Raw genomic sequence first — 14,135 nt, 5'->3', positions numbered from 1 at the left:
GCAGAGTCTGCCACCGACCGGGCGGCGATCCGGGACCGCGGGTCAGGCAGGCGCTCTGGAGGCCTCGAGCGCCGCGATCAGGGATGCGGTGTCGTGCGGGCCGAGGTGGCGCCGCTCCCCCACGAAGAACGTGGGGGTGCCCCGGGCGCCGCTGGCCTCGGCACTGGCGACGTCCTCGCGGACGCGCCGCCTGAGCGTCTCCTTGTCCACCCCGCGCATGAAGACCTCCACGTCCAGGCCCAGGTCCGCCGCGTACCCGACCAGATCCTCGACCTCGAGCTCGTCCTGGCGCCGGAACAGCAGGTCGTGCATCTCCCAGAACCGACCCTGGTGGGCGGCGGCCTCGGCCGCGACGGCGGCGAGCTCGGCGTGCGGGTGCAGGTCCGGCAGCGGCAGGTGGCGGAACACGTATCGCAGGTCGTCGCCGTAGTGCTCGCGCAGCTCACGGGCCACGCCGGTGGCCTTGCCGCAGAACGGGCACTCGAAGTCCCCGTACTCCACGAGCGTCAGCGGGGCGTCCACCGGTCCCCGGATGTGGTCGCGCACCGGGTCGACCGGATCGGAGAGCACCATCGGCAGGCTCGCGTTGGTCTCGCCCCGGAACCTCGCGGCCAGTCGGAACACGAGGGCACCGACGGCCACCGCCAACACGGCCGCGAGCAGCACGCCGACCCTGGCCTCGTCGGCGATCACCGAGTCGCCGAACGCCAGGTCCACGATCAGCAGGGACACCGTGAACCCGATCCCGGAGAGCGCGGCGCCACCGACGACGTGCCCGGGCGCCACCCCCTGCGGCAGCGACCCGAGACGGGCTCGCACCCCGGCGAACGCACCGAGGCTGATCCCGACCGTCTTGCCGAGCACCAGACCGGCCACCACACCCCAGGTCACCGGCGAGCCGAGGGCGTCGGCCAGCACCCCACCGCGTAGGTCGACCCCCGCGTTGGCGAGCGCGAAGACCGGCACGATCAGATAGGACGTCCACGGGTGCAGCACCGTCTGCAGCCGTTCGTTCACCGAGATCGACCGGGCCACGCCGGCCTGCACGGTCAGCCCGGAGTCCGGGCGGGGCGACTGCCGGAACGCCGCGAACAGCCGGGCTGCACCTTCGACCTCCTGGCGCCGCGGCAGGAACGCCGGCACGAGGAGTCCGGCGGCCATCCCGGCGATGGACGGATGCACCCCGGAGGCGAGGGTGGCCAGCCAGAGCACGACGACCGTGAGCACGTACGGCCAGGCCCGCCACACCCGGAACCGGCTCAGCACCACGAGGCCGATCAGACACACCACCGCGAACGCGAGCGCGCCGAGGTCCAGGTCGTCGGAGTAGGCGACGCCGATCACGCTGACGGCCACGAGGTCGTCGACCACCGTGAGGGTGAGCAGGAAGATCCGCAGCTGGGTGGACACGGCGGGTCCCACCAGGGCGAGGGCGCCGAGCAGGAACGCGGTGTCCGTGCCGATCACGATCCCCCACCCGTGCGCAGCCTCGGTGCCGGCGTTCAGGGCGAGGTAGATCGCGGCCGGGACCAGCATGCCGCCGATGCCGGCGAGCACCGGGACCACCACGCGGCGGCGGTCGGTGAGTTCCCCGGTTGCGAGCTCCTGCCGGACCTCGAGTCCGATGACGAAGAAGAACACGACCATCAAGCCGTCGTTCACCCAGTGCCCGAGGTGCATCTCGAGCATCCATGGACCGAGCCCGATCACGGCGTCGGCATCCCAGAGCGCCTCGTACGAGGCGGACCACGGCGAGTTCGCCCAGATCACCGCGAGTGCCGCGGCCACCAGGAGCAGGGTCGCGCCACCCGCCTCGGTCGCCAGGAACGAGCGCAGCGGCCCGGGCAGCTGGCCGATCAGGTGCTTGCGGTGGGTCCGGCTCTGCGGCTCGTCCCCATCGGGCCGCCGGGGTGGGTCCGCCCGCTGGTCCGCGCTCCCGGCGCTCGTGCTGTCTGTGCTGTTCGTGCTCACCTCTACGCCCACCTTCCGCCGAACAGCAGACCACGCCGAACTCTTCCGCGGATGCACGGCGTTCGCGCAGAACGGAATGGTCCGTGGTCGCACACGCTAGCGCGGCGTAGCGCCTCCCGCCCAGGTCTGGCTCAGAGCGTGCGCAGCTCCACCGTGATCCGAGCAGGCGCCGCGAGCAGGCGGTGCTGCGCGAGCACGCCCGGACCGCAGGAATTCGTACCGATCCCGGTCTGCGCGGCGTCGAGGTTCACCCAGGTCGCCTCGCCCGGCACCAGGTCCGTCGTGTGCCTGCCGGCGTCGAGGTCCTCCGACGTCCACGGGCGCACAGTCAGGTCCACCAGGTCCGGGGCGCGCAATCCGACCCCACCGCCGTCGCGGTCGCGTAGTTCGGCCCAGCGCACGTCCGCCCGGTTCCCGTTCTCCTGGGGGAACACGTACGGCGTCTGCAGGTCCGCCACGGTCGATTCGAACCTGCCCACGTGCGGCGCCCGCCGGGTGTCCGCGTACGCTTCCCCGGGCCCGAGCCCGAACCAGGTCACGTCGGTCAGTGCCACGGGCAGCCCGAGGCGCACCCCGATCCGGGGCACCGTGGTGGTCCAGGTGCCGATCGCCTCGGTCGCCACGTCCAGCAGCACCCCGTCGGCCGTGGCGGTCCACGTCCAGACCGCGCGCATCCCGACGTCGACCGCGGCCGCCATCGTGTGCGTCACGACCCGCAGCGAGTCGCCGTCGAGGTCCACCGAGACCGTGCGCTGTTCGGTGCGGTCGAGGCCGACCTTGCGCCAGGCCGCCGCCACGTTGTCCCAGCCGACGTCGTTGTCCGTCGGCGCCCGCCACAGGTCGAGCCGGGCCCCGGTCACGGGGACGTCCCCGAGCCCGATCAGGGTTCCGCGGGCATCGAACCGCGCCGGCCCGACGGCGTAGCCCGCCTCGGTCCGTTCGGCGCCGCCTGCGCCGGTGCGCACCAGGGCCTCGGCGCGGTCGCTCAGCAGGTACTGGGTCCAGGCGATCTCGTGCCCGGCGTCGGCCCAGGCCGTGTCGGCGCCCAGCCGCACCCGCAGGTTCAACCAGGCCTCGCCGTCGAGCCCGTCCGGCAACGCCACCGCAACCGCCGGGGAGAGGTCGACCTCGCCGACCTCCCCGGCTGCGATGTCGGGCAGGTCCACGTCGCCCGAGGCGACGACTTCGCCGTCGACCTCCACGTCCCAGCGCACCACCAGGCCGGCGGTGGACAGCACGGCGTACCGGTTGCGGACCCGCGCCCGCGCGCCGCCGTCGACCGTCTCGATCTCGATCGGGGCGATCACCTTCTTGTACTCGCGCAGGCCGGGCGAGGGCGTCCGGTCGGGGAACACGAGACCGTCGGTGATGAAGTTCCCGTCGTGGAGCACCTCGCCGAAGTCCCCGCCGTAGGCGTAGTAGGACCGGCCGTCCTCGGTGGTGCGGGTGATGCCGTGGTCGATCCACTCCCAGACGAAGCCGCCGTGCAGCCGGTCGTAGGTGTGGAACAGCTCCTGGTACTCGGTGAGCCCGCCGGGCCCGTTGCCCATCGCGTGCGCGTACTCGCACTGCAGGAACGGCAGGCCGCGCCGGTGCGCGTCGGCCGCCGGGTCCGTCGTCGGGGTCTCCGCCCGGCGTCCGATCGCCTCCGTCTCGGCGTGGTCGGCGTACATGCGGGAGTAGACGTCGACGTAGCTGGAGTCCCAGTCACCCTCGTAGTGGATGAACCGGCTCGGGTCGCGGTCCTTGGTCCAGGCGGCCATGGCGGCCAGGTTCACACCGGTGCCGGCCTCGTTGCCGAGGGACCAGGCGATGACGCTGGCGTGGTTCTTGTCCCGCTCCACGGTGCGCCGCATCCGGGCCAGCAGCGCATCGGCGAAGTCCGGGGAGTCGCTGGGGTTGCCGCGCCAGCCGTTCAGCCCGAACCCGTGGGTCTCCAGGTCGCACTCGTCGATGACCCAGAGCCCGAACTCGTCGCACAGGTCGAGGAACCGGGCGTCCGGCGGGTAGTGCGAGGTGCGGACGGCGTTGATGTTGTGCCGCTTCATCAGCAGCACGTCCGCGAGCATCGTCTCGGGGTCGAGGGTCCGCCCGGTCTCGGGGTGCCATTCGTGCCGGTTCACGCCGCGGAACAGGAGGTTCGCGCCGTTGACGGTGATCAGCCCGTCCGCGACGCGCACCGTGCGGAAGCCGAGGCGCAGCCTCACCTGCTCGGTCGGCGTACGCAGGACCGCGTCGTACAGGCGCGGCACCTCGGCGCTCCACGGCTCGACGTCGAGCGTGTGCGGCCCGGCCGGGTCCACCCCGTGCAGGCCGAGCTCGGGGACGTCGAGCACGGCGGCGGCGCCGTCGCGAGTGGTCACCTCGACGGCAAGCGTGCCGGTGCCGGTGGTGTGGTCGTAGTCGGAGTGGGCGAACACGTCCTCGATGCCGCCGGCGGGCAGCAGCAGCAGCCGCACGGAGCGGTAGATCCCGGAGAGCCACCACATGTCCTGGTCCTCGAGATAGCTCGCGGCGGACCACTGGTGCACGCGCACGGCGACCGTGTTCTCACCCTCGCGGACGAGGCCGGTGACGTCGAACTCGGCTGCCAACCGGCTACCCGCGCTGGTGCCGACCTCGGTCCCGTTCACCCAGACCACGAACGTGGAGTCGACGCCCTCGAACCGCAGCACCGCTCGCGCGTCCGGCGCGAACGCGGGCACCGTGAAGGTGCGCCGGTACTCCCCGGTCGGGTTCGCGTCCGGCACATGCGGCGGGTCCACCGGGAACGGGTAGACGACGTTGGTGTACGCGGGCGGCGAGTACGTCGGCTCACCCGGGAGCCCGACGAACTGCCAGGAGCCGGGCACCGTGATCCGGTCCCAGGCGGTGTCGTCGAGGTCCTCGGCGCCGACGGCCGGTGTCAGGTCGAGCGTGTCGCTCGCCAGCCGGAACGCCCAGTCGCCGTCCAGGTCGACGGCGGGGGCGTCGCTGGTCAGTCGGGCCCGGGCGGGCAGGCGGCCGGTGTGCGGGTCCGGGTCGGTCAGGTAGCTGAGGTGATGGGAGGCGGAAGTGGCCACTGTGTCCTTCTCGCTGTTTCTCGGGGTCGTCGGTTGGCGCGTCCCGCACCGTTCGACTCCCGCTGGGATCCGCAGCCGGCGCGGTGGACCTGATGGCTCCAAGGGTAGGCGCGCCCGGGCCCGTGGGGACAACCGCGACCGATAGACGGACAGGGCCCTCGCCCCGACCACATCCTGGGACTCGTGAATGTGGGGTGGGCCACACGCGTAGTCTTCATGTGCTGCCGACCCACGGGGGGACGGTCGGACCCCTGGAGTGCGCTATGCGCCGTGCCCTGAGACTCTCCGCTCCTGCTGCCGTGGCCCTGCTGCTGGCCCTAGGCGCCGCGCCACCGGCGGTCGCCGCCGAGGGCGACCCCTGCGATGGGGCGACCCTGTGCACGCAGACCTTCGGCGTCACCGGCGCACCGCAGTTGTGGACGGTCCCGGACCACATCACGGAGGTCACCGTGGTCGTCGCGGGCGGTGCCGGCGGCAACTACTTCTCCGACGGCGGCGCCGGCGGCCGCGCCGAGGCGACGATCGCCGTCGAGCCGGGACAGCAGTTGGCGCTCGTGGTCGGCGACGTCGGAGAGGTCAGTCACAGTGGCGGTCGCGGCGGCTACGGCGGCGGCGCCGGCAGCTACGGCGACGGCTATGGCGGCGGCGGCGGAGGCGGCAGCTTCCTCTTCGCCGAGCGACCCGGGGACTGGGACCTGCTGCTCGCCGCCGGCGGCGGCGGAGGAGGCAGCCGCGATGGCAGTGACAGGGAGGCCTACGGCGGCAACGGCTACGGCGGGGCTGGTGGCTTCACCGGCTCCGGACCCGACGCCGACCCTGCGGTCGATGGCACCCATGTCGCGGGCGCCAGCGTGACCGCAGCCGGTTACGACACCGCCTCGCCGCTGCCCGCCACGTTCGACGGCACCGACTTCATCCCGGGACAGGGCCAGCAGGGCGCCAACACCGAGGGCCAGGGCAGCGGCGGCGGAGGCGGCGGCTACTTCGGCGGAGCCGGAGCGCAGCAGCCCTTCCGCGGCGGCGGCGGCGGCTCCGGATTCGTCGGCGACGGCATCACGGTCACGACCGAGTCGGCGAGCACCGGCGCGGGATTCATCACCATCGGCTACGCCAACCTGGGCACCGCCGCACACCTGAGCACCACGACCGTGGACGCGGTGGCAGGCGAGCCCATCTCCCTGACCGGCCTGATCCACCAGTTCGACGCGCCGGGCGGCGGCGGCACCCTGACCATCACGGCGACGCACGATGGGTCCGGCGAGACCATCGCCGAACTGCCCGTGACCACGGCCGGGGACTTCCCCTACGCCGGGACGGCCGAGACGACTTTCGTCCCACCAACCCCCGGGACCTACCAGTTCGACCTGACCTACTCCGGTGATGCAATACACGCGGCAGCCACAGCCGAGGCCCTGACGGTGACTGTGGCCATGGCCACCAGTGCGAGCACGACGACCACCCTGTCCGCGGACCCTTCTGCGCCGACCGAAGGCCAGTCGGTGACGCTGACGGCACGCGTGACCGGAGCCGGGGCCGAGGTCGTCGCACCCGCGGGGGCAGGTGCCGGGAGCCGAACCGTCACCCCGCCGGCAGGACCGACGCCGTCCGGGACCGTGACGTTCTCCGCCGACGGCATCGAGATCGGCACCGCCGTCGTGTCGGGCGGTGTCGCCACCATCGCCTGGACGGCGGGGCCGGCCGGAACGGCCACGCTGGCCGCCACCTACAGCGGCGACGCCGACTACGCCGCGTCCGCCCAGGAACTCGTCATCACGGTGGCCGAGGTCGTGGCGCCGACCGATGACCCACCCGCCGCGGCACCCGAGACCGGACCCGAGCTCGCCGCGACGGGCGCACAGATGTCACTCCTGGCACCGGCCGTCGCGCTGCTCGTGGGTGGGGCCGTGCTGCTGCTGCTGCGCCGCCGACTGGTCGGCTGAGCACCGCCGAACCAACGCTCGACGGCGGCCGTCGGCGATGCTCGTGCGTCGCCGTCGGCCGTCGGCACCTTCGGATCTCGCCGCGCTCGCGTGACGCCAGACGGCTCGAGGCCCCCATCCGTCAGGACGAGGGCCTCGAGCTCGGTGTGGTTGCCGGTGCTGGGTCAGCGACCCTGTGCCGGGGAGCCGGCCGGGCGGCCGGAACGGCGCCCGCCGCGGCTGCCCCGCGCCGCGCCGCCGCCGGAGCCGGCGGCTGCCGGTCGCTCACCGGCCCAGGATGCCTGCATGCCCGAACGAGTCTGGCCGCCGGTGCTGGAGCCACCGCTGCTGGTGGAGTACGTCAACGACGAGCCGCCGGAGCGTCCCCCACCGGAACGTCCGCCACCGGTCGGGGCGCCGGAGCGACCACCACCGGAACGGCCGCCACCGGAACGGCCGCCACCGGTCGGGGCGCCGGAGCGACCGCCACCGGAACGGCCGCCGTCGGACGCGCCGCCGGAACGCGAACCCGCGCCCTCGCCCTGCGATCGGGCACCGCGCGAGCGGCCACCGGTACGGGCGCCGGCGCCGGAGCGCTCACCGCCACGACCGCCGCTACCGGAGCGGCCGCGGCCGGGACCGGACGGCGCGGGCGCAGTCGCCGCTGCTGCGGGGGCTCGTGCCGGGTCCACCTTGACGGCGACGTCACCGACGAGCTTGGCCACGGCGGCCGCGTCCGGACGCACCGGGGAGGCCGTGATCTTCGCGGCGCGGGTCAGCTGGCGCACGTCGCCCCGCTGCTCGGGGAGCATGAGCGTGACGACGGTGCCGCCGGAGCCGGCCCGGGCGGTGCGACCGGAGCGGTGCAGGTACGCCTTGTGCTCGGCCGGCGGGTCGACGTGGACGACGAGCTCGACGTCGTCGACGTGGATGCCGCGCGCGGCGATGTCCGTGGCGACCAGGACCTTGACGGCGCCCGTGGAGAACGCGTCGAGGTTGCGTTCGCGGGCGTTCTGGGACAGGTTCCCGTGCAGGTCGACGGCGGGGATCCCGCTCGCGGTGAGCTGCCGGGCCAGTTTCTTGGCCTGGTGCTTCGTGCGGGTGAACAGCAGTCGACGGGAGGTCCCCGCGGCGAGCTGCTCGATCAGGTCGCGCTTCGCGTCCGCACCGGACACCTCGAAGATGTGGTGCTCCATGGCCGCGACCGGGGACGAGGCCGAGTCCACCGAGTGGGTCAGCGGGTCGGTCAGGTAGCGCTTGACGATGATGTCCACGCCGTTGTCGAGCGTCGCGGAGAACAGCATCCGCTGGCCGCCGCGCGGGGTGGCGTCCATGATCCGCTTCACGGCGGGCAGGAAGCCGAGGTCGGCCATGTGGTCGGCCTCGTCGAGCACGGCGATCTCGATGTTGTCCAGGTTCAGGTGCCCCTGACCCTTGAGGTCCTCGAGGCGGCCCGGGCAGGCGATCAGGATGTCGACGCCGTCGTTCAGCGCGGTGACCTGCTTGCCCTGGCCGACGCCGCCGAAGATGACGGTGTGGCGAAGGCCGGCGGCGGCCGCCAGCGGAGCGATGGTCTCGCCGATCTGGCTGGCGAGTTCACGGGTCGGGGCGAGCACGAGCCCGCGGGGCTTACGGGAGGCGGCCCGGCGGCCGTCGGTCAGCCGCGCCACGAGGGGCACCGCGAACGCGATGGTCTTGCCGGAACCGGTGCGGCCGCGGCCGAGCACGTCGCGCCCGGCGAGGGTGTCCCGCAGGGTGGCGGTCTGGATGGGGAAGGGTTCGGTGATGCCGCGCTCGGTCAGGGACTTGACCAGCGCAGCCGGAACGCCCAGAGCCGAGAAGGACGGCGTCTGGGCAGGAGTCATTGATGACAAGGAGTTGTTTCTCTCGTTCGTTGGGTTCACCGCAGTGGTCGACACTGGTGCTGCCTGGCCGAGTGGCCGGCGCATGAAGAACCGCGATGCCGGCGCGAACCATGCGCGCCTGAGGTCCATCATCCCCCATGGCGCGGTCATTCAACGAATGACGTGAGAAGTGTCACAATGGAGGGCAGGAGGCAGGCGCGGTGATCACGGTGATTCGTTCGGGTACGACGGCGTTGCTCGCCTGCGCGCTGGCGGTCGCCGTCAGTGCGTGCGCGGGTGGCTCCGGCGAGCCGTCGGACGCGGACCGACCCGACGCGCTGGCGACCTGGGCCGCCGAGGACGCCGAGGGCGGGGACGGTGCTCTGCTCGTCGGGACCCTGGTCCTCGACGGCGGTTGCCTGGTGGTCCGCACCGAGGTGCCGCTGGAGGCCGACCCGTCGCAGCCCATGGAGGTGACGCCGGTGTTCCCGTGGCCGGAGGTGCAGTGGGACGGTCAGACCCTGCGTATCCAGGGCATGTCGGTGACGGTCGGGGAACAGATCGAACTCGGTGGTGGGCTCGGCTCCGGACCCTTGCGTGAGGACAACCGCGTCGAGATCCCGGAGACCTGCCCCGCGGAGCAGTTCTTCTACGTGGGCGCGTAGGCGCCTCACCCCGAGACGCCCCACCTGCCAGGGTGACGCCAGAAACTAGGGCGCGATCACGCCGTCGGGCAGTAGCCCGTCCACGATCAGCGCGGCCCACAGCCCGTCGTCGACGCGGGTGGCCAGTCGCTCCGTGAGCTGATGCACCTCGGCGGCGGAGCTGAGGCCGAACGTGGCGTTGACGACGCCCCGGGCCCGGCTCCCGAAGTGCACGGCCGCGGTCGGCAGGTCCACTCCGAACCGGGCGCAGACGCCGGCGATCGCGTTCGCGCGCTCGATGATGGCGGCGGGCGCGGGCCCGTATTCGTAGTGGGCGTCGGGCGCCACCTGCGGGCGCGCGAGCAGCCCCGAGTTGAACACGCCCACGTTCACGATCCCCACCCCGTGCCCGGCACAGGTCGGCACCAGGTCGGGCCAGGCCGGCTGCTCCAGCAGGGTGTAGCGGCCGGCGACCATGACCAGGTCGAGCCCGTGCCCGCCGCGCCCAGCCGACGGGGCGGCGCCACGCACCAGGTCGACGAGCACCTCGACGTCCTTCGCGCCGGCTCCGATCGCGGCGACCACGCCTTCCTCGCGCAGCTCGATCAGGGTCCTGACGGCGGCGTGCGCGTCGGCACGCGGATACTCCTCGGGGTCGTGCAGGTAGGCCACGTCGACGCGGTCGAGGCCGAGGCGTTCCAGGCTCGCGGTGAGGCTGGCGCGGATCCCGGCCGGGGTCAGGTCCACGACCCGACGGCGGGTGGTCGGCACCCAGAACCCCTTCTCGGTGTCCAGTTCGCCGGGCACGTGGTCGGGGTTGGGTTCGAGCAGCCGGCCCACCTTGGTCGAGAGCACGTACTCCTCGCGCGGCCGCTGCGCGAGGAGGGCACCGAGGCGTTCCTCGCTCGCGCCGAGTCCGTAGTGCGGCGCGGTGTCGAAGTAGCGCAGCCCGGCATCCCAGGCGGCGTCGAGGATCCCTTCGGCGACGGCGTCCGGCACCGGTCCGTACAGGTTGCCGAACGCGGCCCCGCCGACGCCGACCGGGGGAAGGTCGATCACGTCGCCGGCGTGGGGCGGGGAAGCTGGATCCCGGACGTACCGCCGTCCACGGACAGGCAGGTGCCCGTCACCGACCCGCTGGCCGGGGAGGCCAGGAAGACGACGGCCTTGGCCACGTCCTCCGGCGCCACCAGCCGGCCCATGGGCTGGCGGCCCTCGAGGGCGGCGCGCTCGGCCACCGGGTCCGCGGCGTTCGCGAGCAGCCGGCCGACCCACTCGGTGCCGACGGTGCCCGGGGCCACGCAGTTGACCCGGATGCCCTCGCCCACGTGGTCGGCGGCCATCGCCTTGGTCAGGGCCAGCACCGCGCCCTTGCTCGCCGCGTACGCGGCCCGCTGCACGAGGCCGACGAGCGCGACGATCGAGGACATGTTCACGACCGCGGCCCGGTCCGAGGCGCGCAGGTAGGGCAGCGCGGCCCGGGTGACGCAGGCCATGCCGACGACGTTCACGTCGAGCACCTTGCGCCAGAGGTCCAGGTCGCCGTCCTCGACGGTGCCCTGGGCGCCGATGCCGGCGTTGTTGACGATTGCGTCGATGCCGTCGAGGGCCTCGGCCGCGGCGGCGATGGCCGCCCTGGTGGCGCCCTCGTCGGTGATGTCACAGACGAAGGAGGCGACACCCTCGTCCGGCGACTCGGTCAGATCCAGGACCGCCACCCGCGCCCCCTGCGTGAGGAACTCCGCGGCGGTGGCCGCACCGATGCCGGCCGCTCCCCCGGTGATGACGACCTTCAGGTCCTGGATGTCCGACATGGGTGCCTCTCTGCAAACATGGGCACGGCGCCCGCGCCGTGCGATCGCGCTCATCCTAGAAGTTCGTCCGGATACCGACCACAGGGTGTTCACCCCTCGGGCGTCGATGGGTAGGCTGCCCGATCGTGACCATTCTCCTGACCGGTGACTCGATCACCGACGCCGGACGTGACCGTGACGACCTCGCCAGCCTGGGCTCCGGCTATGCCGCCCTGGTCGCGGCGGATCTGCCGGGCGAGCGGGTGATCAACACCGGCATCAGCGGCCACCGGGTTGTGGACCTGCAGGCACGCTGGGACGTGGACGTCCTGGCGCACGCCCCGGATGTGCTCTCGATCATGATCGGCATCAACGACACGTGGCGCCGCTACGACAGTGACGACCCGACGTCCGCGGAGTCCTATGAGACCGGCTACCGCGACCTGCTCACCCGCGCCCAGGCGGCCGGCATCGGGCGGATCCTCCTCGTGGAGCCGTTCCTGCTGCCGGTCCGCCCGGACCAGTGGGACTGGCGGGAGGACCTGGACCCCAAGATCGCCGCGGTCCGGCGCCTCGCCGAGGAGTTCGGGGTCGAGTTCGTCGCCACCGACGGGCCGTACGCGCAGGCCGCCTCCCGCACCGGCGCCGAGGCCCTGGCCGCGGACGGGGTGCACCCCTCGCCCGACGGGCACCGCTTCCTCGCGGACCGCTGGCTCGAGGTCTACCGCACCGCCTGAGCATCCCCGGCACCCGAGAGCACGGGCGCCCCGGTCAGACCAGGTGGTGCTCGAACGCGTAGGCGGCCGCGGCGGTGCGCGACCCGACCTCCAGCTTGGCGAAGATGTTCGATAGGTGGCGCGTGACGGTCTTCTCACTCAACACCAGGTCTCCGGCGACCTGACTGTTGGTCCGGCCCGCGGCGACGAGGCGCAACACCTCCACCTCCCGGCCGGTCAATCCGGCCGGGTATCCGGCGGGCCGCAGCAGTCGTTCGGCCTCCTCGAGCGCGGGCGTCGCGCCCAGCTCACGGAAGATCGTGCATGCGGCGTCCAACTCCCGCCGCGCCGACTCCGCGTCACCGACGGCGATCAGGGCCCGGGCCGTCACGGCGCGGACCCGGCCGTCCTCGTAGGGTCGGCGAGCGCGCGCCCACAGGCGTCGGGACCGGCGCAGGTGGCGGAGCGCACCGGCGGCCTCGCCGGCGGCGAGCTCAACGGTGCCGGACGCCAGCGCCGCGAAGGCCCGCAGCGTCTCGGTGCCGACCTGCGCCGCGAGCGCTTCCAGCCGGGTCGCGACGGCACCGGCCTCGTCGATCGCCCCGGCGGCCACGAGGACGTCGACGGCGGCCGGCAACAGCCGGCACTCGGCGGCCGGTCCCGCTGCTTCGGTCACGAGCCGCCGGACGGCGGCGACCGCTGCCTCGTCCGAACCGCGCGCGAGCCACAGCAGTGCCAGCCCGGGTTGCGGATCGTAGCCGTGCTCACCGGATCGTTGGTAGGCCATCTCGGCGGCGTCGAACTCGCCTCGCTGGCGCAGCAGATCGCCCCGCTCGCACTCCGCGACGCCCACCGCGGCCAACGAGTCGGCCAGGCGATAGCGCTCGATGGCGTCCGCGAACTCCGCCAACGCCTCCCGCCACGCGCCGTGCACGCGCATCAGCTGGCCACGATGCACCGAACACTGTCCCGTGAACGCCACGAGGCCGGGTTGGGCAAGGCACCAGCGATGCAGCGCGGACGTCCACTCGGCGACGCGCCCGAGTTCGGCGATCTCCTGACAGCCCTCGATCGCGGTGCAGTAGACGTGCCCGAAGACCACCGGCGTCACCTCATGCGCGGCGGCGCCGGCCATCGCCTCATCGAGGAGTGCCAGCCCTTCCGCCACGCGGCCCGCGTAGATCGCGAGCCGGCCCGCACAACTCAGCCCGAGGGCCAGCAGGTCCGGGTCTCGGTGCCGCCTCGCCGCCCGCGTGGCGCGGGTCGCCGCAGCCGATGCGGCCTGCAGATCGTCCGAGCCCAGATGCCGATACATGTGCAGCAGTGCTACGTAGCCGTGCTCGAGGGCGTCGTCGTCGAGGTCCTCGAGCAACCGCTGCGCGCGGGCGGTCCAGCCGCTCTCGAGCGCGTGCTCACCGCCGGAGCCGAAGATCAGCGCGAGGTGGAAGCTGCAGCGCACGGCCCCCGCCGCGACGCCGGCATCCCGGTACCGGGTGTAGGCGCTCTGGTGGAAGTCGATGGCGGCCTCCCGGCGCCCGAGCAGGTACGCGGCCAGGCCGGCGCCGTGCAGGTCGTCGGCGCACATGGCCGCTGGATCAGTGCCGGACCAGAGGTCCACGGCGGCAACCCAGTCGCCCTGCTCGTAGTGCGAGCGAGCCTGCTTCAGGTCCTCGACCATGCCCACCGGGATCACCTCCCCCTCGGACGATACTCCCGACGGTGAAGGGGTCGACGGGCGACGAATCGGGCCGGCACCGGCCACGACGCCGAGTCGGATGCAGCGTCAACTGCACAGGCGCGTGGGTCATGCGACCCATCACCGGCAGCTCACCGATGGAAGGTTCCTCCGATGCGTACCGACGAGCCCGCGTCCTAACGTCGATCGAGTCAAGCAACCAAACCACCCGATCAACTCGGAAGGATCGAGCTCATGCCACTATTCCTCGACATCCACACGCTGGATGGTCCCGTCACGCTCAACGACGCGACCCAAGCCCATGACGCGGACCTGCGCACCCAGGGCGGGCACGGCGTCGAGTACGTGCGCTACTGGGTGGACGAAGCCTCGGGCAAGATCTTCTGTCTCGTCGATGCGCCCTCCGCTGATGTTGCCGCGGACGTGCACCGCGAGGCGCACGGATTGGTGGCGCAGGAGATCTACGAGGTCACCGAAGGCGGTCACTGAC

10 protein-coding genes are annotated in these 14,135 nt (G+C 72.8%); 4 read left to right on the top strand and 6 right to left on the bottom strand.

What is annotated here, in order from left to right; genetic code table 11:
* Nucleotides 1-42: 42 nt before the first annotated feature.
* Both nhaA and HALOF300_RS05120 read right to left on the bottom strand, forming a co-directional pair.
* A complete protein-coding gene (gene nhaA, locus HALOF300_RS05125) occupies nt 43-1,971 on the bottom strand; it encodes a Na+/H+ antiporter NhaA (RefSeq protein ID WP_231955030.1) in 1,929 nt (642 codons plus the stop codon).
* Between the two features lie 131 nt (nt 1,972-2,102).
* On the bottom strand, nt 2,103-5,033 hold the full coding sequence (locus HALOF300_RS05120) for a glycoside hydrolase family 2 TIM barrel-domain containing protein (RefSeq protein WP_231955029.1): 2,931 nt from the start codon (nt 5,031-5,033) through the stop codon (nt 2,103-2,105).
* Nucleotides 5,034-5,296: 263 nt separating this feature from the next.
* On the opposite strand from HALOF300_RS05120, the gene HALOF300_RS05115 reads away from it, so the two are divergent.
* On the top strand, nt 5,297-6,973 hold the full coding sequence (locus HALOF300_RS05115; protein ID WP_231955028.1) for an Ig-like domain-containing protein: 1,677 nt from the start codon (nt 5,297-5,299) through the stop codon (nt 6,971-6,973).
* 164 nt (nt 6,974-7,137) lie between these two features.
* On the opposite strand, the gene HALOF300_RS05110 is transcribed toward HALOF300_RS05115, so the two are convergent.
* Nucleotides 7,138-8,817: a DEAD/DEAH box helicase gene (locus HALOF300_RS05110; RefSeq protein WP_156739862.1), complete on the bottom strand. Its 1,680-nt coding sequence runs from the start codon at nt 8,815-8,817 to the stop codon at nt 7,138-7,140.
* A 200-nt stretch (nt 8,818-9,017) separates the two neighbouring features.
* On the opposite strand from HALOF300_RS05110, the gene HALOF300_RS05105 reads away from it, so the two are divergent.
* A complete protein-coding gene (locus HALOF300_RS05105; protein WP_156739861.1) occupies nt 9,018-9,461 on the top strand; it encodes a hypothetical protein in 444 nt (147 codons plus the stop codon).
* A 45-nt stretch (nt 9,462-9,506) separates the two neighbouring features.
* Here HALOF300_RS05105 and HALOF300_RS05100 read toward each other — a convergent pair whose 3' ends face one another.
* Both HALOF300_RS05100 and HALOF300_RS05095 read right to left on the bottom strand, forming a co-directional pair.
* Nucleotides 9,507-10,499 (bottom strand): aldo/keto reductase, encoded by a 993-nt coding sequence (locus tag HALOF300_RS05100; RefSeq protein WP_156739860.1) that lies wholly within the window; start codon nt 10,497-10,499, stop codon nt 9,507-9,509.
* Nucleotides 10,496-11,254 (bottom strand): SDR family NAD(P)-dependent oxidoreductase, encoded by a 759-nt coding sequence (locus HALOF300_RS05095; RefSeq protein ID WP_156739859.1) that lies wholly within the window; start codon nt 11,252-11,254, stop codon nt 10,496-10,498. Before HALOF300_RS05095 ends, HALOF300_RS05100 begins: the two co-directional genes overlap by 4 nt.
* 125 nt (nt 11,255-11,379) lie before the next feature.
* Here HALOF300_RS05095 and HALOF300_RS05090 point away from each other — a divergent pair, with 125 nt between their 5' ends.
* On the top strand, nt 11,380-11,970 hold the full coding sequence (locus tag HALOF300_RS05090; RefSeq protein WP_231955027.1) for an SGNH/GDSL hydrolase family protein: 591 nt from the start codon (nt 11,380-11,382) through the stop codon (nt 11,968-11,970).
* A gap of 34 nt (nt 11,971-12,004) precedes the next feature.
* On the opposite strand, the gene HALOF300_RS05085 is transcribed toward HALOF300_RS05090, so the two are convergent.
* Nucleotides 12,005-13,627, bottom strand: coding sequence for a LuxR family transcriptional regulator (locus HALOF300_RS05085; RefSeq protein WP_231955066.1), 1,623 nt, complete (start codon nt 13,625-13,627; stop codon nt 12,005-12,007).
* Between the two features lie 252 nt (nt 13,628-13,879).
* Between HALOF300_RS05085 and HALOF300_RS05080 the strand changes: the two genes are divergently transcribed.
* The gene (locus HALOF300_RS05080) at nt 13,880-14,134 is read left to right on the top strand and encodes a DUF4242 domain-containing protein (protein ID WP_156739857.1); all 255 of its coding nucleotides are present in this window, start codon (nt 13,880-13,882) and stop codon (nt 14,132-14,134) included.
* The last annotated feature ends 1 nt before the right edge of the window (nt 14,135 follow it).

The sequence above is a fragment of the Occultella aeris genome (assembly GCF_902703175.1).
GTDB lineage: Bacteria > Actinomycetota > Actinomycetes > Actinomycetales > Beutenbergiaceae > Occultella > Occultella aeris.
Note: the sequence above shows the minus strand (reverse complement) of the source record. Positions and strands in the feature narration are given on the sequence as shown.